Origin of the sequence: Leminorella richardii (assembly GCF_900478135.1) — a bacterium.
Lineage (GTDB): Bacteria > Pseudomonadota > Gammaproteobacteria > Enterobacterales > Enterobacteriaceae > Leminorella > Leminorella richardii.
The window spans coordinates 534,478-555,640 of sequence record NZ_LS483470.1; the positions used below are offsets into that span (position 1 = coordinate 534,478).

Below are 21,163 nucleotides of genomic sequence, written 5' to 3' on the forward strand. Positions count from 1 at the left end.
AACGGGAGATAGCGAAAGAAAGGGAAGAATAAGAAGGATACGAAAGGCCGTGAAAGCGCTTAAAAGCATACTGATACTGATCGTTCTGGCCGCCGTAGGCGCCGCCGGATACTGGTATTACACTCAACGCCTGCCAACTTACGGTTCAGAAGGCACGTTTGAAATTACGGTTGGTCTGCTGGATCCTAAAACGCAGCAGGCGATGCCCAAGACACCGTACTACCTCGTGGTGATTAAAGACGGTGAAGTTGACCCAGCGTTTAAACAGCCTCTGTTTGGTGTAACCGATGCGGAGGGGCGTGCGGCAAAAATTATCAGCAGAACACAGCTGAATGCCAACGACTACGTGCTGGTGGAAAAAGTCGGCAAGGGAGAATACGGAAAATACTTTGCTCTGCTAGGTACTGGAAATGCGATCCCTTTGCCTAACACCAAGTACACCATTACCGGCTGCGGCGATATTCCTGAATACAAGGGAACCTCTAACCGTCAGGGCTATACGGTTTACTATTCCGCAACCCAGGCCTGCAATATAAAAATGAGCATTGACTGGGGAAGCACTATCGACGGCCTGCTGAATCAGTAGACCCGCTTTATAGCTTTCCGCTCGGTGGTTGATTGCCGAGCGGAGAGTTAGATATGTGGGAATCAGAATTGTGGTAGCTAGAGCTATCAAACGCGAGTAAATAGATGGCTGCGTTGATAGATATTCGTTAGGTGATGGATGCGTCAGGACAAATTTTGTTCAAACCAGCTTTCCAGAATAACGACAGCTGAGGCGGCGTCTACGCTGCCTTTGTCCAGCGCCCGATAGCCGCCGCGATCGAACAGCCCTGATTTTGCCTCAACCGTAGATAGCCGCTCGTCGTGCAGAGTAACTTGAACGCCGAACCTTCCGTGCAGCCTAAGAGCAAACTTTTTTGCCTGAGCGGTGACGGGCTGTTCGGTGCCGTCCATATTGAGCGGCAGGCCGACCACAACGAGGTCGGGTCGCCACTCTTTGAGCATTTTTTCAATTTGCTGCCAGTCAGGGGTGCCGTCTTTTGCTTTAAACGACGCCAGCGCCCGGGCTGTTCCGGTTATTTCCTGGCCAATAGCGGCGCCAATGCTGCGTGTTCCAAAGTCAAAGGCGATAACAGTGCGACTGGCCATCAGGCGTGCCCCGCCTGAGAGGATATGGTGTGAATGTTGACGCCGAGCTTTTGCGCCGCAGCAGGCCAGCGTAAGTCGATAGGCGTGTGAAACAGGATTTGGCTGTCGGCTTCAACGGTCAGCCAGCTGTTTTCCATCAGCTCTTTTTCTAACTGACCGCTTTCCCAGCCGGAATAGCCCAGAGCAACCAGCGTTTCGTCTGGCTGTGAGGCGGAGCCCAGCGTTTCAAGCACGTCTTTTGATGACGTGATCATCACGTCGTCGGAAATCTGAATGCTGGAGGAAAAGCCGGGTTTCGGCGTGTGCAAAATGAATCCGCGATCGTCAGCCAGCGGCCCGCCGTCCAGTACTGGTCGGTTCAGGTGTTCTGGATAGACCTTGAACGCCTGATCGATATTCAGCTGTGAAAGCATACCCCGGACCGTAAGCTCGGCAACAGGCTTGTTAATGATGAGCCCCATGGCGCCGTTTTTGCTGTGCTCGCATACGTAAACTACTGAATGGGCGAAGCGCGGATCTTCCAGCCCGGGCATGGCAATAAGAAAGTGGTGCTGTAAGTTCATGGAGTAACCGTTAAAAAAGAGAATGGGATAACGTCGTTACCCCAAAAGCCAATTTTACGATGGCACACAACGCCCGCCAAGGGTAGCAAAGCGGGCGAATGATGATTAGCCAACGCGGCGAGCGATGGCATCCATCAGCATGCCGGTAATAGAGACGTCCGGATAGGCCGCCTCGATCTCGCGAATGCAGGTGGGGCTAGTGACGTTGATTTCAGTCAGCCTGTCGCCAATGATATCAAGCCCGACAAAAATCAGGCCTTTTTCTTTCAGAACCGGAGCCACGCTGCGGGCGATTTTCCAGTCGCTTTCCGTTAGCGGCCTTGCTTCACCACGGCCGCCTGCGGCTAGGTTACCGCGCGTTTCACCCTGCTTGGGAATGCGGGCTAGGCAGTAAGGCACCGGCTCGCCGTCAACAACCAGCACGCGCTTGTCGCCGTCGACAATCTGCGGCAAGAAGTTTTGCGCCATGCAGTACTGATTACCCAGATGAGTCAGGGTTTCAATAATCACCGAAAGGTTAGGATCGTTGGGCTTAACGCGGAAAATGGAAGACCCACCCATGCCGTCCAGTGGCTTAAGGATAATATCGCCGTGTTTGTCATAAAACTGGCGGATCAGATCTTTGCTTCGGGTTACCAGTGTGGACGGCGTCAGCTCTGGGAACCAGGCGGTAAACAGCTTTTCGTTACAGTCGCGCAGGCTCTGGGGCTTATTGACGATAAGCGTCCCCTGGGCTTCGGCGCGTTCCAGAATATAGGTGGCGTAAATAAATTCGGTATCAAACGGTGGGTCTTTGCGCATCAGGATAACGTTGAGGTCTGACAGCGCGATATCCTGTTCGCTGTGAAATTCAAACCAGCGATCGTAGTCATACTGAACGCTGAGGGTGCGGGTACGCGCACGGGCGACGCCGGTATTCAGATACAGGTCGTTCATCTCCATATAGTGCAGCTCCCAGCCGCGCTTTTGGGCCTCCTGCAGCATGGCGAAGCTTGAATCTTTTTTGAGGTTGATGGAGGAAATGGGGTCCATCACGATACCAAGTTTGATCATGTTTATCTCCGTTATCCCAGATCGCCAAAGCGAACCTGTAGGGCGGCAATCGCGGTCAGCGCGGCAGTTTCCGTACGCAGAACCCGAGGGCCAAGTAGAATATCAGTAAAGCCGTAGCGAGCAGTCATATCGATTTCATCCTGAGAAAGCCCGCCTTCAGGGCCTATCAGCAGGCGAACGTTGTTAACCGGCAGCGAAAGCGTGTTGATGCTTTGGCTGGCTCTCGGATGCAGGTTGAGTTTGAGATCGTCACCAGACTGAGCGCACCAGGTTTCGAGCGCTTCAACGGCGCGGATTTCCGGAATGCAGTTGCGTCCGCACTGTTCGCAGGCAGCCACGGCGATTTTTTTGCCACTGCTGAACTTTCTTTTCCAGGCGCTCTTTTTCCAACCGCACGCCGCAGCGTTCCGAAATCAGCGGCGTAATGACGTTAACACCAAGCTCCACCGATTTTTGTATAGTGAACTCCATCTTTTCACCGCGAGAGATAACCTGACCCAGATGGAGATTGAGTGGTGATTCGCGATCGTCCTGCTGAGCGTCAAGCACGCGAACGCGAACCTGCTTTTTGTCTACCTGAGTGATTTCAGCGTCGAAGACGCAGTTGCTGCCATCAAACAGGCTAAGCCTTTGTCCCGCTTGCATACGCAGAACGCGTCCAACGTGATTGGCGGCTTCATCGCTGAGCGCCAGTGAGTCAGCGATCGACAGCGGCTGTGGATGGTAGATGCGAGGTGCGCGCATAGTGTTTCTGGATTTCCCGATAATTCGTTACGCTTCGGGCCTTTTACAGCCTAAAGACTTCACAGTATATATCAATCGTCGCGGGCGTTTACGGCCCGCGGCTATCAGTGTAATAGGCGATAAGATAACACAATCTGTAAAAGAGAGCCTAAACCCGGGATCAGTTAATCGGTCTCATTCAGCTTTAGCAGCGAGCCGCACTGCCTGCAGCGATATTCGCTCTCTTTTCGCAATATCCTGTTGTGCCTGCGTATTGTTAATTGATGAATCTGGCAGTCACAGCGGTAGCTGAAGGTTTTTCCCTGTACAGAAGCGACGTCAAAACGGTGGGTTCGGCAGGCGGAAACGCCGAGCACTTCTTCCATCATCCAGCGCCACTGTGGGCCGTGTGGCGAGACTCGGCCAAACTGACGATAGACTAATAGATGAGCGAGCTCGTGGGGAACCACTTCATCAATAAAAGGCTGGCCGTTTTCCGCCAGAAGTACAGCGTTGAGGCGCATCTCCCACTGCGAAAGGTAGGCTGTACCCGCCGTTGTACCACGCTGCCGAAAGCTGATTTTCGGTTCGGGATAGTTAGCGTTCAGGCTGGCGTTGGCCTTCGCCAAATCGAGACGGAGACGGTCGATAACGGCCTGTTGAATGGCAATGGGGAGTCTTAGCGTTTTCATTGGAAGCTAGCATAGTCAGAGAGAGGATCGGGGGCAAGGGGGAGATAAGGGAACCTTTAGCCGTTAGAGATACCAGCGGCTAAAGGCCCATGTATTTTTAATAGTAAGATATTTGAAACACACCAATGGATTCGAAGCTTCCCGCGGTGACTCTACTCCCATCTTTTACCAGCTGGCCGGTAAAGGGCATCGTAAAGTTAGCACTGGGAGCGGTAAATTTATAATCAATATTGGCTCTGATATCTGCGTTAGGTGTCATGACATATCTGTTCGGTCCGACAATCTCTACACCAACTCCCTGTGCGGCACTGTCTCCCGTTAGCCTATTGGCAAGCAGCATGTTTCCCGCACCTGTTGTTTTGGTTGTGGTTAGCTTGACAGAAACTTTGGGAGCCACGCTGCATGAGCCTGTGATGTTGATGGGCTTCACTGTTGTTAGGTTTTTATTGACTTGGCTAGTGGTGTAAGTGCCCAAATCAACAGTTTTAGGAGCGCTAAAGTTACAGGTGGTGCCTTTAATTGGAAGCTGAATGGAGCTGCTGTTGGCGCTTATCTTGATGTGCGGGTGCTCTCTGCCTGCGACATAGGGGGAACCGACAACAGCTTCACCAATCACTGTATTGGCTGCAGTTAACGACGTAAATCCGCTTGGTAATCCCGCATAGCTGGGGAGCTGATAAATTTCTACATGGGCTATCCAGGATCTGTTTACCATCATGTCATCACGGTTGTCCATATTGTGAAAGACATAGTCGGTCGTTGGGGTAGAGAAGAAGTTTAGCCCGAACGACTGATCTGTTGAGATAGCAACAGTATAGGCAAGCCCAGTTACGTTAGTTTTAAACAAGGCTTTCCCGTCAACGGCCGTGATGTATTCAGGGCTATAAGCAGTTTTTTGGAAGAGATTTTCGCCATCATCGCCTACTTGACAAATTGTTTTAAGGTTAGGAATAAGCCGGAAAATGATAGGACTGCTGCCGCTGATTTTCGTAGGGCTGGATACGGCGGAAACAATATTAATGTCAGGAAAGGGATATTGGGGTGTGGAACCAATGGCGACTTGGGTTCCGTCACCAAGGTCGAATTTACAGTCGATATTTGCCAGGCTTGAAAAAGAGGCAATGGTTAAAATCAAGAAAGCCAGCCTTATGGCTGGCCTTTTAAGAGAGTATTGAGATACTTTCATCAATACCTATCCTTTACTATTAGTAATGTTGGGTATTTTATTTTAACCCAGCAGCCTCGCGCAGGATAGTTGCGCGATCGACTTTTTCCCAAGGGAACTGTTCTCTTCCGAAATGACCATAAGCGGCCGTTTGCTTATAGATAGGCTGAATCAGATCCAGCATGCTGATAAGGCCGTACGGACGCAGGTCAAAGTGCTCGCGAACCAGCTGAGTCAGTCGGTCGTGGGGGATTTTTTCTGTACCGAACGTTTCCAGCATGATGGAGGTCGGTTCTGCAACGCCGATAGCGTAGGAAACCTGAATTTCACAGCGGTCTGCCAGACCCGCAGCGACGATGTTTTTCGCCACGTAGCGAGCGGCATAGGCCGCTGAGCGGTCAACTTTAGACGGATCTTTACCGGAGAACGCGCCGCCGCCGTGGCGAGCCGCGCCGCCGTAGGTGTCAACGATAATTTTACGGCCGGTTAAGCCACAGTCGCCCATAGGACCGCCGATAACGAAGCGCCCAGTTGGGTTGATAAAGTATTTGGTATTTGCCGTCAGCCACTCTTCTGGCAATACAGGCTTAACGATTTCTTCCATGACCGCTTCTTTCAGCGTGGTCTGATCGATATGCTCAGCGTGCTGAGTAGACAGGACCACTGCGTCAATGCCGGTAATTTTCCCGTTGTCGTACAGGAACGTTACCTGACTTTTAGCGTCCGGGCGCAGCCACGGCAGAGTGCCGTTTTTACGAACGAGCGCTTGGCGTTCCATCAGCCGATGGGCATAGGTAATTGGCGCAGGCATCAAAACGTCGGTTTCGTTGGTCGCGTAGCCAAACATGATGCCCTGATCGCCAGCGCCTTGTTCAAGAGGATCGCGACGGTCAACGCCCTGATTGATATCCGGTGACTGCTTTCCGATAGCGCTCAGTACGGCACAGGAATTGGCGTCAAAGCCCATATCCGAGTGGGTGTAGCCGATATCGCAAACAGTGCGGCGGGTCAGCTCTTCAATGTCGACCCAGGCGGATGTGGTGATTTCACCGCCTACCAACACCATGCCGGTCTTAATGTAGGTTTCACAGGCAACGCGCGCTTTGGGATCCTGCTCGAGGATAGCGTCAAGGACGGCGTCGGAAATTTGGTCGGCGATCTTGTCAGGATGGCCTTCAGATACGGATTCGGAAGTAAACAGATGTTGAGCCATTTCTTCTTTTACCTCTAGAGCAATGTAAATTCGGTGTGATGCAAGGGCGCTGTGGCAGAACGCAAAATAAAGGCGTAAACGGAGAGCCGCAAAATGCATCGATTAATCAGTATAGACGGATTAACTTCTGGATGGCTATTCTAAGGATCTGCGGTTCTAATTGCCAGTTGTTTTTTTATGTGAAATTATATAACTTAATGTAATTAAAGAAAGTTTCTTAAAATAGTGTGAAGTTGATCGATCTGCCTAGAGAGATATGATTTCCCTCCATAATTGTCTATCCTTATGCGGTCGCCGCCGCCTTTCTGTTTTTCTGTCATGTGCGTATCTAACGTGGCATCCACGAGAACAGTAAAAGTCGTTCCGGAAGGGCACCGTTTACCAAAACCGTCCCCAATGTTGCGATAATATTGGGTTCTGCTTTCTGTTTTTTATTGTGGGGCGACTTAGGCTCGCTCCCGGCACTAAGAGGTTTTGCTGTGATGACAAACGCTCTGGCAAGCAAGATGATGCGCACTTACAACGTGGCCCACTGGGGCGGCGGTTACTACGGCGTCAATGAGCAAGGGCATATTACTGTATGCCCAGATCCCGAGATGCCACAGGCGAAGGTGGATTTAGCCTCGCTGGTACAGGAGATGCAGGACAAAGGCCAGAGGCTGCCTTCACTGTTCTGCTTCCCTCAAATTCTTCAGCACCGTCTGCGTTCTATTAACGCGGCGTTTAAGAGGGCGCGCGAGTCGTTTGGCTATGAAGGCAACTACTTTCTGGTTTATCCCATTAAGGTCAATCAGCACCGCCGAGTGATTGAAGCACTGATCCAGTCCGGCGAGCCGCTAGGGCTTGAGGCCGGTTCTAAAGCAGAATTGATGGCTGTGTTAGGGCACGCCGGTTTTACCCGTTCAGTGATCGTCTGTAACGGCTATAAGGATCGTGAATATATTCGCCTTGCCCTGATGGGGGAGAAGCTTGGCCATAAGGTTTATCTGGTGATTGAGAAGATGACCGAGATAAAAATGGTGCTGGAAGAGGCTAAGCGTCTGGACGTTGTGCCTCGGCTTGGCGTGCGTGCACGGCTGGCATCTCAGGGATCGGGGAAATGGCAGGCCAGTGGGGGCGACAAGTCAAAGTTTGGCCTGTCAGCTTCTCAGGTACTATCGCTGGTGGAAACACTGCGCACAGAAAACTGTCTGGACAGTCTACAGCTGCTTCATTTTCACCTTGGTTCACAGCTTTCTAACATTCGAGACATCGCGACCGGCGTGCGCGAATCGGCGCGTTTTTATGTCGAGCTTCACAAGCTGGGCGTTAACATACAGTGCTTTGACGTTGGCGGCGGTTTGGGGGTGGACTATGAAGGAACGCGCTCTCAGTCTGACTGTTCGGTGAACTACGGCCTCAACGAATACGCCAACAACGTAATTTGGGGGATTGGTGATGCCTGCAATGAACACGGGCTGCCTCATCCAACGGTGATCACCGAGTCCGGCCGCGCCGTAACGGCACACCACACTGTGTTGGTCTCTAACGTTATCGGTGTCGAGCGCAACGAATTTATTGTTCCTGAACAGCCCGTGGAGGATGCGCCTCGCGCCCTGAGCAGTTTATGGGATACCTGGATGGAGATGCAGGAGCCGGAAAACCGCCGCTCTCTGCGCGAGTGGCTGCATGACAGCCAGTTGGATCTAAACGATGTGCATACCCAATATGCCCACGGCATACTGGATCTGACCCAGCGCGCCTATGCGGAACAGATGTTCTTGGTGATTTGCCATAAAATCCAGCAGCAGTTGGATCCTAGCAATCGTGCCCATCGGCCTATTATTGATGAACTACACGAGCGCATGGCTGACAAGCTTTACGTCAATTTCTCCCTGTTCCAGTCAATGCCCGACGCCTGGGGGATTGACCAGCTGTTTCCGGTACTGCCCCTGAGTGGCTTAGACAAAGACCCAGAGCGCCGCGCCGTTCTGCTGGACATTACCTGTGATTCTGACGGAACTATCGACCACTATATCGACGGTGACGGCATGACAACCACGATGCCGATGCCTCCTTACGATGCAGACAATCCGCCGCTGCTGGGCTTTTTTATGGTGGGTGCCTATCAGGAAATTCTTGGCAATATGCACAACCTGTTTGGCGACACGGCGTCCGTTGACGTGTTCGTGTTTAGCGACGGATCGGTTGAAGTGCAGCAGTCAGAAGATGGCAACACGGTAGCGGAAATGCTGGAGTACGTTCAGCTTGACCCGAAAACCCTGATGCTGCGCTACCGTGAGCAGATTAAGGGCGCGCACCTGAGTGCAGAGATGGAAAAACAGTTCTTGCAGGAATTTGAGGCCGGTCTGTACGGTTACACCTATCTGGAAGACGAGTAGCTAAGCCCAAGAGCGCGTAGAGACAACGGGGTTAAACTTGAAAAGGGAGGTTGAAGTGTTAGTACTAAAGGATCTGTTTATTGGTTGGCGCAGTGGAACGATGGGGCGGGTTAAGTTTGGAATATATACGCTGGCTGTCGTTTTGCTGCAGATTCTGGCGCTGTGGTACTCACTGCTGAATTTATACAGCACGTTTGCGTTTTGGCTGTTTTGCCTAGCGACGATTATTGCCTATTACTCGGGCTTTCTGTTGCTGGTAAAACGCTGGCGAGAGTTAGTTCCCTATCCGGTGCTCTTCGCGCTGGCAAGTTGGGGTATGTCGCTGATATCGGTTCGCTATCAGTCAATGCTTGTAGCCACTGTCAGCTGTATTATTCTGCTCTTACTGGTGTGCTTGCCTGCGAGGCGGGGAAAGGGCGCTGAAAGCCGTTAGGCGGCGCCTTTTACCTCTATCGTCCGCTTTTATCGGTCAGACTTTTTTCATGAGAGAGACGCTATGAACAACACGCTGGGCAACAGGCCCGATAATTCACTGGTTTCTAATGCTTTTGGCTTTTTGCGCTTTCCCCTTCACTTTCAGCCTTATGAAAGTGATGCAGAATGGGTGATAACCGGCGTGCCGTTTGATATGGCGACGTCAGGCCGCTCGGGGGCGCGCTTTGGGCCAGCAGCCATTCGCCAAGTGTCTACCCATTTGGCCTGGGAATCTTCCCGCTGGCCGTGGACGTTCAGCCTGAGGGATCGCCTGAAGGTGGTGGACTGCGGTGACGTTGTGTTTAACTTTGGCGATGCGCAGGATATGAGCGAGCGGCTGCAAGGCCACGCCGAACGCGTGCTGGCTGCCGGGAAGCGAATGTTGACATTTGGCGGTGACCATTTTGTTACCCTGCCGCTGCTGCGGGCTCACGCTAAGCACTTTGGCAAAATGGCGCTGGTGCACTTCGATGCGCACACAGATACCTACGCCAACGGCAGCAAGTTTGACCATGGCACCATGTTTTATCACGCGCCTAACGAAGGGCTAATCGATCCTCATCATTCAGTTCAGATCGGTATCCGCACTGAGCACGAAACGGACAACGGCTTTACCGTGCTGGACGCGGCGCAGGTGAACGATCGCGGCGTTGACGATGTAGTTGCTCAGGTGAAGCGTATCGTTGGCGATATGCCGGTCTACCTGACGTTTGATATCGACTGCCTCGATCCTGCCTTTGCGCCGGGAACGGGCACTCCAGTATGCGGTGGGCTAACTTCCGATCGCGCGCTGAAAATTCTGCGCGGTCTGGGGGCATTGAATATTGTTGGAATGGACGTGGTTGAAGTGGCTCCAGCCTATGACAGTGCTGATATCACCGCGCTGGCGGCAGCGACGGTTGCGCTGGATATGCTTTATATGCAGGCACAAAAGAAAGGGCAGTAAAAGTAAGGCAGTAAAAATGAGCCTGCAATAAAACGAAATCGGCCGCATATGCAGCCGATTTTTTTATCCTGTAAGCCTGCTACTTAGGAAGACGAGTCTGAACGCGAACCCAGTCGTCGTAGGCGTCAATAAACGCTTTTAAAAACGAATGGGTTCTTTCCGTTAATTGACCCTTCTCGTCAAAGATGCTGCCTGCATTACTGATGTAGGCTTCCGGCTGCTGCATGCAGGGGATATTCAAAAAGACCAGCGACTGGCGAAGGTGGTGGTTGGCACCAAAGCCGCCAATGGCGCCAGGAGACGCGCTGACTACGGCGCCGGGTTTGCCGCTCCATGCACTTTGCCCATAAGGGCGGGAACCTACGTCAAGGGCGTTTTTTAACGCGGCGGGAACCGAGCGGTTGTACTCCGGCGTAACGAACAGTACCGCATCAGCAGCTTTGATTTTTTCACGGAAGGCCGTATAGGCTGCCGGAGGGTTGCCTGCATCAATATCTTCGCTATAAAGCGGCAGATCGCCGATGTCGACGATTTCAAGCTGAATGGACTCTGGCGCCAGATCGGCCAGAGCCAAAGCGATTTTCCGATTAATGGACTCTTTACGCAGGCTTCCTACCAGAACGGCAACCTTTTTCACTTGACTCATTGTATAGCTCCTTAGCGTATGGCGATGTCTATCCCTTTATTCAGACGTAGTCTGAATCGAGGAAATGTTGTGGGCTACTTACGACAGGCTTAAGCGCGACAATTAACGCGATATTAAAGAGATATATAGAAGGTAGTGGTTAATAGGGCGATTGGCAACGTGTGTGATGAACAAAAAGAGCGTTTCGTGACCTGTAGAGTAGTAGGTATTCACAAAGGCTAGGGGGAATAAAAAATCCGGAACCTTTTGGGCTCCGGATTCAATGCTTTCACATGAAGCTGAGGGGGAATTACTTGCCGCCGTCAGCTGCGATGCGAGCGCGGATAGCTGCTGCACGATCTGCAGAACCCGGGTGAGAGCTCAGCAGGCCAGCGCTTTGACCACCATCCATTGCCGCCAGCTTGTCAAACGCTGAAGCCAGAGGTGCTGTTTTCAGGTTCTTCTTCTTCAGCAGGTCGTAAGAGAAGCCATCAGCTTCGCTTTCCTGAGACTGAGAGAACTGAGAATTGATCAGCGCGTTAGCGAAGTCCAGAACCTGCATGTCGTTCAGCTTAGCAGCGGTTTTGCCGCCGTACTGCAGAGCTGCCTGAGTAGCGAACTGAGCTGCATAAGCAACCTGGAACGCTTTCTTGGTGTGGCCCAGCTCAACGTGGCCGATTTCGTGGCCCAGTACGCCGATAACTTCGTCGTCGGTCATCTTGTCCATCAGGCCGCTATAAACGCGGATACAGCCGTTAGCCATCGCCCATGCGTTGATATCGTCAGTCAGGTACACTTTGTAGTTCAGAGGTTGACCGTTGATGTTGTTGCCCAGCGCTTTAGAGATCTTGTTCAGGCGCTTGGTGTATTTGCTGCTTTTGCCAGCAATTTTTGCCTGGGAATCCATCTCTTTACAAGATTGGTCAGACAAAGATTTTACTTCAGCATCGCTAACGGTAACGGCGGAGAGGAGGGTATCGCCCAGACTGCCGTTCTGGCAGCCTGCCAGCATGGTTGCGGAGGCAATAGTTGCTGCAATTAAAGTAGAACGTATTTTCATAAAACTATCTTCCCTTGATCGTATGATTTTTACTGTCAAATAACTGGTCCTGTCCAGTCGCAAAATCATATCAATAAAGTGACCTACTGTCATGAAAATATAAGTCCGAAATCTACCAGTTATAGTTAGTTGTTCTTGCTACAAATTTTTCTGAATAATTTCATTTTTCAAGTGTTATCGGGGGTTGCCGTTTGCTCATTGACTTGAGAAGATAGATGGGTTTTTCGATTTTTGTACAGGGACACTGCCCGGCGTTCCGAATCTTGATAACGATGACTTAATGCTATGCCTTAAATGGAGCAAATAATGCCTTCTCAAAAAGAACTCGCCAATGCTATCCGCGTCTTAAGTATGGACGCCGTGCAGAAAGCCAAATCCGGTCACCCCGGCGCCCCCATGGGGATGGCCGACATCGCCGAAGTCCTCTGGCGCGGCTTCCTGAGCCATAACCCGACCAACCCCAACTGGGTTAACCGCGACCGCTTTGTCCTGTCCAACGGTCACGGCTCCATGCTGATTTACAGCCTGCTGCACCTCTCCGGCTACGACCTGTCTATTGAAGACCTCAAGCAGTTCCGCCAGCTCCATTCCCGCACTCCGGGTCACCCAGAGTACGGCTACGCGCCGGGCGTGGAAACCACCACTGGCCCGCTGGGTCAGGGTATCTGTAACGCGGTAGGGATGGCAATTGCCGAGAAAACTCTGGCGGCACAGTTCAACCGCCCGGGTCACGACGTGGTTGACCACTACACCTATACCTTCATGGGTGACGGCTGCATGATGGAGGGCGTGTCTCACGAGGCCTGCTCTCTGGCGGGCACGCTGAAGCTGGGCAAGCTGATTGCCTTCTACGATGACAACGGCATTTCTATTGACGGCCACGTTGAGGGCTGGTTTACGGACGACACCGCCATGCGTTTTGAAGCCTACGGCTGGCACGTGGTGCGCGGCGTAGACGGCCACGACCCGCAGGCGCTGCGTCAGGCCGTGGAAGCGGCACAGAAAGAGACCGGCAAGCCGTCTCTGCTGATGTGTAAAACCGTGATTGGCTTTGGCTCGCCGAACAAGGCCGGTACCCACGACTGCCACGGCGCCCCGCTGGGCGACGCGGAAGTGGCGGCCACTCGCGAAGCGCTGGGCTGGACACACGCCCCGTTTGATATTCCGGCTGACGTTTACGCCGCCTGGGATGCCAAAGAAGCCGGTAAAGCCCGCGAACAGGCGTGGAATGAGAAGCTGGCAGCCTATGCCAAGGCGCATCCTGAGCTGGCGGCCGAGTTCCGCCGTCGCACCTCCGGCGAGCTGCCGGCCAACTGGCAAAGCGAGTCAACGGCGTTTATCGAAAAGCTGCAGGCCAACCCGGCCTCTATCGCCAGCCGTAAAGCCTCTCAGAACGCGCTGGAAGCGTTCGGCAAGGTGCTGCCGGAGTTCCTGGGCGGTTCCGCTGACCTGGCGCCGAGCAATCTGACCATGTGGTCGGGCTCGAAGTCCATCGTGGAAGACGCGGCGGGCAACTACATTCACTACGGCGTGCGCGAGTTCGGCATGTCGGCCATCATGAACGGTATCGCCCTGCACGGCGGGTTTATTCCCTACGGCGCGACCTTCCTGATGTTTATGGAGTACGCCCGCAACGCAGTACGCATGGCGGCGCTGATGAAAATCCGCAGCCTGTTTGTTTACACTCACGACTCCATTGGTCTGGGTGAAGACGGCCCGACTCACCAGCCGGTTGAGCAGATGGCCAGCCTGCGCTTAACGCCGAACATGCGCACCTGGCGCCCCTGTGACCAGGTGGAATCGGCGATTGCGTGGAAGTCAGCGCTGGAGCGTCAGGACGGCCCAAGCGCGCTTATCTTCTCGCGCCAGAATCTGGTGCAGCAGCCTCGTACGGCGAAGCAGCTGGCAGACGCGGCGCGCGGTGGTTACGTGCTGAAGGGCTGTGAAGGCACACCGGAGCTGCTGCTGATTGCGACCGGTTCAGAAGTGAGCCTGGCGGTGGACGCGGCCGAGAAACTGGCCGCAGAAGGCCGTCGCGTACAGGTTGTTTCCATGCCCTGTACGGAAGCGTTTGACGCGCAGGATGCGGCCTACCGTGAATCCGTGCTGCCTTCAGCGGTCACAGCGCGCGTTGCTGTGGAAGCGGGCATTGCTGACTTCTGGTACAAGTACGTTGGCCTGAACGGCCGCATCGTTGGCATGCGCTCGTTCGGTGAATCTGCACCAGCAGAGCAGCTGTTTGCCGAGTTTGGCTTCACGGTCGACAACGTGCTGACGCAGGCTCGTGAGCTGTTGAAGTAATCGTAGCTTAACAGCGTGGATAATCCGCGCTGTTATGTTTCTACTCTACAGTTCTTGCCGATAGTTTTTTATAGCGCTCCACAGTTTGTGAACTGTGGAGCGTTTTTGTTCAATCAGTAAAAGAAGCGGTGGCAATTTTACAAAGATTTTCGTAATCTCTTCTTCTCTGCTGAAGCGTTTCAGTTTGTATGGCAGAGTAACAGTGAGACAGATACAGGCAGGATTTAGCCGTGGAGAAGACCACCGTGCTGCTTTGCACGCGGTGACATATGAAGAGCGGCATTGAGGTTAAAATAGAAGGTTAATCTCGGCTATACTTTTCATGTTATCATTCATCACACTGTTTGATCCTGCATGTTAACAGCTTTTTAAGTTGGTGTTGGCTCCACAGCCGCTGTGCGCGGGCATGCCCATCTGGCCCCATCGCCAATACTACCAATACGGCTCTATCGCCAATCAGTGAAAAGCTGTTTGATTGGAATCAGCCACGGCCTGACGATCAGGCTATGGTCATATTGAAGAAGAATGAATAAGAGGATTCACAATGACTGTAATTAAGATGACCGATCTGGATCTGGCCGGTAAACGCGTTCTGATCCGTGCTGACCTTAACGTTCCCGTCAAAGAGGGCAAAGTGACCTCTGATGCCCGAATTCGTGCCTCTTTACCGACGATTGAACTGGCCCTTAAGCAGGGTGCCTGTGTAATGGTGACTTCTCACCTAGGTCGCCCGACAGAAGGTGAGTACAACGAAGAGTTTTCTCTGCTGCCGGTTGTCAACTATCTGAAAGATAACCTGAAATCCCCAGTTCGTCTGGCGAAAGACTATCTGGACGGCGTAGACGTCGCTCAGGGCGAGCTGGTTGTGCTGGAAAACGTGCGCTTTAACAAGGGTGAGAAGAAAGACGAAGAGACGCTGTCCAAGAAGTACGCCGCACTGTGCGACGTGTTTGTTATGGACGCCTTCGGCACTGCTCACCGCGCGCAGGCTTCAACTCACGGCGTCGCAAAGTTTGCTCCAGTAGCCTGTGCCGGACCTCTGCTGTCTGCCGAGCTGGAAGCTCTGGGTAAAGCGCTGGACAAGCCAGCTCGTCCGATGGTAGCTATCGTTGGTGGTTCTAAAGTATCCACTAAGCTGACCGTGCTGGATTCCCTGTCTAAAATCGCTGATCAGCTGGTTGTTGGCGGCGGTATTGCCAACACCTTTATTGCTGCACAGGGCCATAACGTAGGTAAATCCCTGTACGAAGCAGATCTGATTTCTGAAGCGAAAAAGCTGATGGAAACCTGTCATATTCCTGTTCCGACTGACGTTCGCGTGGCAACTGAGTTTTCTGAAACCGCGCCTGCGGTCATGAAATCCGTCGCGGATATTAAAGATGATGAGCAGGTGCTGGATCTGGGCGATGCTTCCGCTCAGGAACTGGCTGACATCCTGAAAAACGCAAAAACCATTCTGTGGAACGGCCCGGTTGGCGTCTTTGAGTTCCCTAACTTCCGTAAGGGCACTGAGATTGTTGCTCAGGCTATCGCTGAAAGCGATGCTTTCTCTATCGCTGGCGGCGGTGACACACTGGCGGCTATCGATCTGTTCGGCATTGCTGACAAGATTTCCTACATCTCTACCGGCGGCGGCGCGTTCCTTGAGTTCGTTGAGGGCAAACCGCTTCCTGCCGTAGTGATGCTGGAAGCGAGAGCAAAAGAGTAATGCAGTAGAACACGGGAGCCTAGTCTCCCGTGTTTTTTTATATCCCTATGCTGAATCGAGGAAGGCCTCAGAGTCTTTATCACGTCCTGTCGTTTGAGGGGCATAGGGTATATGATTAACGGGTAAAGCGTTCTTTATCTATCAACAGCTAAATGAAAAATAGGGCGAGTAGCATGTCTAAAATTTTTGATTTCGTAAAACCAGGCGTAGTGACTGGTGATGATGTTCAGAAAATCTTCAGCGTTGCTAAAGAGAATAACTTCGCGCTGCCTGCGGTTAACTGCGTCGGCACTGACTCAATCAACGCTGTTCTTGAAGCAGCAGCTAAAGTTCGCGCCCCGGTTATCATTCAGTTTTCTAACGGCGGCGCACAGTTCATCGCCGGTAAAGGCATGAAGCTGGAAGGTCAAGGTGCGGCAATCGTCGGCGCTATTTCCGGTGCCAAGCACGTTCATCAAGTTGCCGAATACTACGGCGTACCGGTTATTCTTCACACCGACCACTGCGCGAAAAAGCTGCTGCCTTGGTTAGACGGCCTGCTGGACGCCGGTGAGAAGCACTTTGCCGAAACCGGTAAGCCTCTGTTCTCTTCCCATATGATCGATCTGTCAGAAGAGTCTCTGGAAGAAAACATTGAGATTTGCAGCAAGTACCTTGCCCGCATGGCAAAAATTGGTATGACGCTGGAAATTGAACTTGGCTGCACCGGTGGTGAAGAAGACGGCGTAGACAACAGCCACCTCGATAACTCTGCGCTGTACACTCAGCCAGAAGACGTCGACTACGCCTATCAGAAGCTGAGCGCTATTAGCCCTCGCTTCACTATTGCCGCCTCTTTCGGCAACGTCCACGGTGTTTATAAGCCGGGTAACGTCAAGTTGACGCCAAAGATTCTGCACAACTCTCAGGAGTACGTGTCCAAGAAACACGGCCTGCCGCACAACAGCCTGGACTTCGTGTTCCACGGCGGTTCCGGTTCTTCTGCTGAAGAAATCAAAGAAGCAGTGGGCTACGGTGTGGTCAAAATGAATATCGATACTGACACCCAGTGGGCAACTTGGGAAGGTATCTTGAACTACTACAAAAAGAACGAAGGCTACTTGCAGGGCCAGCTGGGCAACCCAGAGGGTGACGACAAGCCGAACAAGAAGTACTACGACCCGCGTGCCTGGCTGCGTGCTGCCCAGTCTACGATGATTGTTCGTTTAGAGCAGGCGTTTAAAGAACTGAACTGCGTAGACGTTCTCTAATCTACCTCACTGGCATTATCGGTCTTCGATCCGGTAATGCCAGTGAATTAACCTTCCTGAATATTATCCAGTAAAGCTACGTTGTTAGCTTTATTTCGCACGTTCTTGTTGTCTATATCACACTGAACCCTAACAATATATTTAAATCATATTATTTTGTTTTTGGCCTGCATCAGAGGCATCCTTAGCGGTGCTTAAATATGTTATAAACTCGTTGTGTAATAATTCTTGGTGCTTAAATAGTATAGGCGGAGAGTTATACTGTTGATATTTGCTTGTTGAGTAAAAGCGGTGGGTAAATCATTTTCAAGGGAATTTCATGAAAAAAATAATAAAGCTATTGCTCACCGTCGGGCTCATGTCGAGTATTTTTTGTTCTGTATCTAAAGCGGATACTCAACAGCTTCAAAATAGAGCCCAGCAGGGCGATTCGGAATCTCAGTTTGAGCTTGCTAACATATATAGTAAGGGGCAGGGCATTAAGAAAGACCTGCAACTAGCTAGATTCTGGTTCGAAAAGGCTGCCATCCAAGGTGTTGTAAAAGCGCAATATAATCTTGGCCTTATGTATGAAAGAGGAGCGGGCGGCGGGAAAGATATTCAGAAGGCTCAGCGTTGGTTTGAAAAAGCAGCAGAGCAGGGGCTTGCGGAAGCACAGCTTAGCCTGGGCATGACATACTATTGGCCAGAGATCGGCATCCCCCAAGACTACTTACAGGCCAGACAGTGGTTTGAAAAAGCGGCGGAACAGGGGAATGCGCTTGCGCAGTTTGGCCTTGGGATGATGTATTTCGAAGGAGAAGGCGTTTCAAAAGATTATTCGCAAGCTCAACAGTGGTACAGAAAGGCAGCCGAACAAGGGCTTTCGTTAGCACAGCTTAACCTTGGCTTTATGTATTATAAAGGACAGGGTGTTTCACAAGATTATTTACAAGCTAAACAGTGGATTGAAAAAGCTGCCCTACAAGAGCATGCAAGGGCACAGTCTGAGCTTGGCATTTTATACTATAAAGGACATGGCGTTACCCAAGACTACCAGCAGGCCAAGCAGTGGTTCGAAAAAGCTATTCAGAAAGAGCATGCGGAATCCTACACACGCCTAGGCACAATGTACTACAAAGGGCACGGTGTTCAACAAGATAGGCAGCAGGTTAGCCAGCTGTTTCAAAAAGGCTGTCAGGCAGGGGATAAGCTTGGGTGTGAAATGTTTAATGAGCTGAATTAATTATTTTATTTGCAGGAATGATTCAGAGTATACGACTCGTTTATTCAGTCATAGCTATGAACCATTTGATTGAGCTAATAAAAAATCCGAAAACAAAAATGTTCTCGGATTTTTTTGTTTAGTGTCCTGCGACATTAACAGAATTTTATTGCCGCTACGACCGCCAGCCTTCCACCCGTCTCTCTGAGGCAGAACGCGTGTAGACCCTATTAAAACTCGTCCTGCATAAGATAGTCGTAGGCGTACTGAGCATAAAGCTCGGCACCTGCCGCCATAGTGTCTTCATCGATGTTAAAACAGCCGTGATGGTGCGCCCAGTCGCTTCCCTTCTCAGGGTTGCCCGTGCCGACCAGCGCAAAACAGCCAGGAATATTTTCGATATAGAAGCTGAAATCTTCTCCGCCAGTGGTGGGCTGTGCAGCAAACAGAACGTCGTCACCAAACGCTTGGCGAATGGTGGACTGTGCCAGCAGCGCGCTGCGCTCTTCGTTGATAAGCGGCAGTGTGCCGTAGACGTAGTCTACCTGAGCGGTAGCGCCGTAAATCGCAGCAGTGTGCTCAGCGTAGCGTTCGATAGCGGCCTTAATGCGTTCGCGGTTTTCAATGTTGAAGCAGCGTACAGTGCCATCAAGCACAGCGTTTTCAGCAATGACGTTAAACCGAGTGCCGACGTCCATTTTCCCAATAGTGACCACCGCTGGTTCGAGGGGGGAGGTTTCTCGGGAAACAATAGCCTGTAGGTTCATAACAAAAGATGAGGCAACGACGGCAGCGTCGATACAGGCTTCAGGCATTGAGCCGTGGCCGCCGCGCCCTTTGAAGCTTACCTTCAGCAGGTCCGCTGAGGCGAACGAGGAGCCTACGTTACAGGAGATTTTGCCAGAGGCGACGGTTGTCCAGATGTGCATGCCGAAAACGTTATCAACGCCTTCGATGGCTCCTTGCTTGACCATCTCCAGTGCACCCTGAGCGATTTCTTCTGCCGGCTGAAAAATCAGGCGCACGTTGCCGCGCAGCTGGTCGCGGCATTCATACAGCGCTTTGGCCGCAGTAATGAGCATGGCAGTATGGGCATCGTGACCGCAGGCGTGCATTTTTCCTGGTGTTTGTGACTTATAGGCCAGGCTGTCGTTGAGCTCCAAAACAGGTAGGGCGTCCATATCGGCGCGCAGCGCTACGGTTTTGCCGGGCTTGCCGCCCTGAATGTCGGCAATGACGCCAGTGGGTTCAGTGAGGCGATAAGGAATGCCTATCTCGTCGAGCGCCTCTGCGATTTTCTTGGTGGTACGAATCTCTTCCCACGGGAGCTCTGGATGGGCGTGCAGGTCGCGGCGAAATGCAATCATTTGGTCCTGATGCTTCTTGATAGATGCCGCTATGTCTGGGTTACTCATGTGTTGCCTCTGTCATTTCTAGTACGGTTTGGAAAATAACATCCACGCCTTTTTGCAATTGTTCATAGTCGGTCCACTCGTCGGGATGATGGCTTAATCCATCGCGACTGGGAACGAAAACCAAGCCCACATCAGTGATGCCTGCAAATATCATAGCATCGTGGCCTGCGCCGCTGACCATAGTGCGGCTGCTTAATCCAAGCTTATCTGCGCTGTTTTTTAGCGAGGCTAAAATCGAGGTGTTCAGGGGCGTTGGGGAAACGTAAAGCGGCTGCTCTATCTCTGCTTTTACGCCGTCGCAGGCGAAGGTTTGAATGCAGTTCTGAATCTGCTCGATGGTCTGGCGCAGCTTCTCTTCGCTCTTGGAGCGAATGTCGACAGTGAAGCTAACGCGGTGGGGGATCACGTTTGCACCGTTTGGATAAACCTGAAGTTTACCCACGGTAGCAACAGTAGCCTCACCGGCCTGGCGGGCAAAGTCACCGATGCGGCTGACCATCTGGCTGGCGGCTACCAGCGCGTCCTGACGGCGGTCCATCGGCGTGGTGCCCGCATGGCCAGCTTTACCGGTTAATACGACGTTCAGCTGAGTGATGCCGACGATAACGTCGACTAGCCCGACGTCGGTAGCCGTTTGTTCCAGCACCGGGCCCTGTTCAATATGCAGCTCGATAAACGCCTTAAGGGTAGCGGGTGGAATAACGATGCTGGCAACGCTGTCGGCATTAAAGCCGACTTCCGCCATGCGATCTGCTGCGCTGACGCCTTCGGCGTCGCAAAGGCGGTGCAGCTCTTCAGCGCTGACTTTCCCAGCAAGAGCGCTGGAAGCCATCAGACCGCGCCCAAAGCTGGCTCCCTCTTCTTCAACTAGGGCGACAACGTCCAGCGGATAGCGGGGGGTAAGTCGGTTTTCATGAAAGAGACTGGCGATCTCAAGACCCATGACCACACCCGCAGGGCCGTCAAAGGCGCCGCCGTGGGGAACGGAATCAAAGTGCGAGCCAATCATGACCGCGGGTAGCGCATCGTCGTTGCCCGACAGCCGACCAAAAATATTGCCAATGGCGTCTTCCCGAACGGTAAGCCCGGCTTCCTGCATTTGCTGCTTTATATAGGCGCGCGCCTGCTGCCCCTGTGGGCTATAGCTCATACGCGTGGTGCCTGCCCCCGGCGTTGCCGTAAAGGCTGCCAGCGCCTCAATGTGGCGCTGGATCCTGTCTGTTTTTGCGTGAATCACG

General features: G+C 52.3%; 18 protein-coding genes and 1 pseudogene. 8 read left to right on the top strand and 11 right to left on the bottom strand.

Annotation, left to right across the window (positions count from 1 at the left end; translation table 11 throughout):
• Positions 1 to 49 precede the first annotated feature (49 nt).
• Positions 50 to 586: a flagellar basal body-associated FliL family protein gene (locus tag DQM29_RS02570; protein WP_111739167.1), complete on the top strand. Its 537-nt coding sequence runs from the start codon at positions 50 to 52 to the stop codon at positions 584 to 586.
• Between the two features lie 143 nt (positions 587 to 729).
• Here the strand turns inward: DQM29_RS02570 and ruvX are convergent, their stop codons facing one another.
• From ruvX to metK, 7 genes and pseudogenes are all read right to left on the bottom strand, one after another.
• Complete coding sequence (gene ruvX / locus DQM29_RS02575; protein ID WP_111739168.1) at positions 730 to 1,152, bottom strand: Holliday junction resolvase RuvX; 423 nt, start codon at positions 1,150 to 1,152, stop codon at positions 730 to 732.
• Positions 1,152 to 1,715 carry a YqgE/AlgH family protein gene (locus DQM29_RS02580; protein WP_111739169.1) on the bottom strand — a complete coding sequence of 188 codons (564 nt, stop codon included), beginning with the start codon at positions 1,713 to 1,715 and terminating at the stop codon, positions 1,152 to 1,154. The genes ruvX and DQM29_RS02580 overlap by 1 nt, the downstream gene beginning before the upstream one ends.
• 105 nt (positions 1,716 to 1,820) lie before the next feature.
• Positions 1,821 to 2,768, bottom strand: a complete 948-nt coding sequence (gene gshB / locus DQM29_RS02585; protein ID WP_111739170.1) for a glutathione synthase — start codon at positions 2,766 to 2,768, stop codon at positions 1,821 to 1,823.
• A gap of 11 nt (positions 2,769 to 2,779) precedes the next feature.
• Positions 2,780 to 3,512 (bottom strand): annotated as a pseudogene (rsmE, locus tag DQM29_RS02590) (16S rRNA (uracil(1498)-N(3))-methyltransferase).
• 164 nt (positions 3,513 to 3,676) lie between these two features.
• Positions 3,677 to 4,183: a SprT family zinc-dependent metalloprotease gene (locus DQM29_RS02595; RefSeq protein ID WP_111739171.1), complete on the bottom strand. Its 507-nt coding sequence runs from the start codon at positions 4,181 to 4,183 to the stop codon at positions 3,677 to 3,679.
• A gap of 97 nt (positions 4,184 to 4,280) precedes the next feature.
• Complete coding sequence (locus DQM29_RS02600) at positions 4,281 to 5,369, bottom strand: fimbrial protein (protein WP_111739172.1); 1,089 nt, start codon at positions 5,367 to 5,369, stop codon at positions 4,281 to 4,283.
• A 37-nt stretch (positions 5,370 to 5,406) separates the two neighbouring features.
• Complete coding sequence (gene metK / locus DQM29_RS02605) at positions 5,407 to 6,561, bottom strand: methionine adenosyltransferase (protein WP_111741965.1); 1,155 nt, start codon at positions 6,559 to 6,561, stop codon at positions 5,407 to 5,409.
• A gap of 482 nt (positions 6,562 to 7,043) precedes the next feature.
• On the opposite strand from metK, the gene speA reads away from it, so the two are divergent.
• From speA to speB, 3 genes are all read left to right on the top strand, one after another.
• Positions 7,044 to 8,942 (top strand): biosynthetic arginine decarboxylase, encoded by a 1,899-nt coding sequence (gene speA / locus DQM29_RS02610; RefSeq protein WP_111739173.1) that lies wholly within the window; start codon positions 7,044 to 7,046, stop codon positions 8,940 to 8,942.
• A gap of 55 nt (positions 8,943 to 8,997) precedes the next feature.
• The gene (locus DQM29_RS02615; protein WP_111739174.1) at positions 8,998 to 9,375 is read left to right on the top strand and encodes a hypothetical protein; all 378 of its coding nucleotides are present in this window, start codon (positions 8,998 to 9,000) and stop codon (positions 9,373 to 9,375) included.
• Positions 9,376 to 9,438: 63 nt separating this feature from the next.
• Positions 9,439 to 10,362, top strand: a complete 924-nt coding sequence (speB, locus tag DQM29_RS02620) for an agmatinase (RefSeq protein WP_111739175.1) — start codon at positions 9,439 to 9,441, stop codon at positions 10,360 to 10,362.
• 79 nt (positions 10,363 to 10,441) lie between these two features.
• Here speB and DQM29_RS02625 read toward each other — a convergent pair whose 3' ends face one another.
• Positions 10,442 to 11,008 (bottom strand): NADPH-dependent FMN reductase, encoded by a 567-nt coding sequence (locus tag DQM29_RS02625; protein WP_111739176.1) that lies wholly within the window; start codon positions 11,006 to 11,008, stop codon positions 10,442 to 10,444.
• Between the two features lie 289 nt (positions 11,009 to 11,297).
• Positions 11,298 to 12,047, bottom strand: coding sequence for a M48 family metalloprotease (locus tag DQM29_RS02630; protein ID WP_111739177.1), 750 nt, complete (start codon positions 12,045 to 12,047; stop codon positions 11,298 to 11,300).
• A gap of 306 nt (positions 12,048 to 12,353) precedes the next feature.
• On the opposite strand from DQM29_RS02630, the gene tkt reads away from it, so the two are divergent.
• From tkt to DQM29_RS02650, 4 genes are all read left to right on the top strand, one after another.
• Positions 12,354 to 14,348, top strand: a complete 1,995-nt coding sequence (tkt, locus tag DQM29_RS02635) for a transketolase (RefSeq protein WP_111739178.1) — start codon at positions 12,354 to 12,356, stop codon at positions 14,346 to 14,348.
• A gap of 544 nt (positions 14,349 to 14,892) precedes the next feature.
• Complete coding sequence (gene pgk / locus DQM29_RS02640) at positions 14,893 to 16,056, top strand: phosphoglycerate kinase (RefSeq protein WP_111739179.1); 1,164 nt, start codon at positions 14,893 to 14,895, stop codon at positions 16,054 to 16,056.
• 173 nt (positions 16,057 to 16,229) lie between these two features.
• Positions 16,230 to 17,306 (top strand): class II fructose-bisphosphate aldolase, encoded by a 1,077-nt coding sequence (gene fbaA / locus DQM29_RS02645; RefSeq protein WP_111739180.1) that lies wholly within the window; start codon positions 16,230 to 16,232, stop codon positions 17,304 to 17,306.
• Positions 17,307 to 17,625: 319 nt separating this feature from the next.
• On the top strand, positions 17,626 to 18,531 hold the full coding sequence (locus DQM29_RS02650) for an SEL1-like repeat protein (RefSeq protein ID WP_111739181.1): 906 nt from the start codon (positions 17,626 to 17,628) through the stop codon (positions 18,529 to 18,531).
• Between the two features lie 209 nt (positions 18,532 to 18,740).
• Here DQM29_RS02650 and DQM29_RS02655 read toward each other — a convergent pair whose 3' ends face one another.
• Positions 18,741 to 19,925, bottom strand: coding sequence for a M20 family metallopeptidase (locus tag DQM29_RS02655; protein WP_111739182.1), 1,185 nt, complete (start codon positions 19,923 to 19,925; stop codon positions 18,741 to 18,743).
• Positions 19,918 to 21,162 (bottom strand): Zn-dependent hydrolase, encoded by a 1,245-nt coding sequence (locus DQM29_RS02660; protein WP_232054846.1) that lies wholly within the window; start codon positions 21,160 to 21,162, stop codon positions 19,918 to 19,920. Before DQM29_RS02660 ends, DQM29_RS02655 begins: the two co-directional genes overlap by 8 nt.
• Between the last annotated feature and the right edge of the window lies 1 nt (position 21,163).

Coding starts and splice junctions, on each gene's coding strand:
- ruvX (WP_111739168.1), bottom strand. CDS start 1,152: ATGGCCAGTCGCACTGTTATCGCCTTTGACTTTGGAACACGCAGCATT.
- DQM29_RS02580 (WP_111739169.1), bottom strand. CDS start 1,715: ATGAACTTACAGCACCACTTTCTTATTGCCATGCCCGGGCTGGAAGAT.
- gshB (WP_111739170.1), bottom strand. CDS start 2,768: ATGATCAAACTTGGTATCGTGATGGACCCCATTTCCTCCATCAACCTC.
- DQM29_RS02595 (WP_111739171.1), bottom strand. CDS start 4,183: ATGAAAACGCTAAGACTCCCCATTGCCATTCAACAGGCCGTTATCGAC.
- DQM29_RS02600 (WP_111739172.1), bottom strand. CDS start 5,369: ATGAAAGTATCTCAATACTCTCTTAAAAGGCCAGCCATAAGGCTGGCT.
- metK (WP_111741965.1), bottom strand. CDS start 6,561: ATGGCTCAACATCTGTTTACTTCCGAATCCGTATCTGAAGGCCATCCT.
- speA (WP_111739173.1), top strand. CDS start 7,044: ATGACAAACGCTCTGGCAAGCAAGATGATGCGCACTTACAACGTGGCC.
- speB (WP_111739175.1), top strand. CDS start 9,439: ATGAACAACACGCTGGGCAACAGGCCCGATAATTCACTGGTTTCTAAT.
- DQM29_RS02625 (WP_111739176.1), bottom strand. CDS start 11,008: ATGAGTCAAGTGAAAAAGGTTGCCGTTCTGGTAGGAAGCCTGCGTAAA.
- DQM29_RS02630 (WP_111739177.1), bottom strand. CDS start 12,047: ATGAAAATACGTTCTACTTTAATTGCAGCAACTATTGCCTCCGCAACC.
- tkt (WP_111739178.1), top strand. CDS start 12,354: ATGCCTTCTCAAAAAGAACTCGCCAATGCTATCCGCGTCTTAAGTATG.
- pgk (WP_111739179.1), top strand. CDS start 14,893: ATGACTGTAATTAAGATGACCGATCTGGATCTGGCCGGTAAACGCGTT.
- fbaA (WP_111739180.1), top strand. CDS start 16,230: ATGTCTAAAATTTTTGATTTCGTAAAACCAGGCGTAGTGACTGGTGAT.
- DQM29_RS02650 (WP_111739181.1), top strand. CDS start 17,626: ATGAAAAAAATAATAAAGCTATTGCTCACCGTCGGGCTCATGTCGAGT.
- DQM29_RS02655 (WP_111739182.1), bottom strand. CDS start 19,925: ATGAGTAACCCAGACATAGCGGCATCTATCAAGAAGCATCAGGACCAA.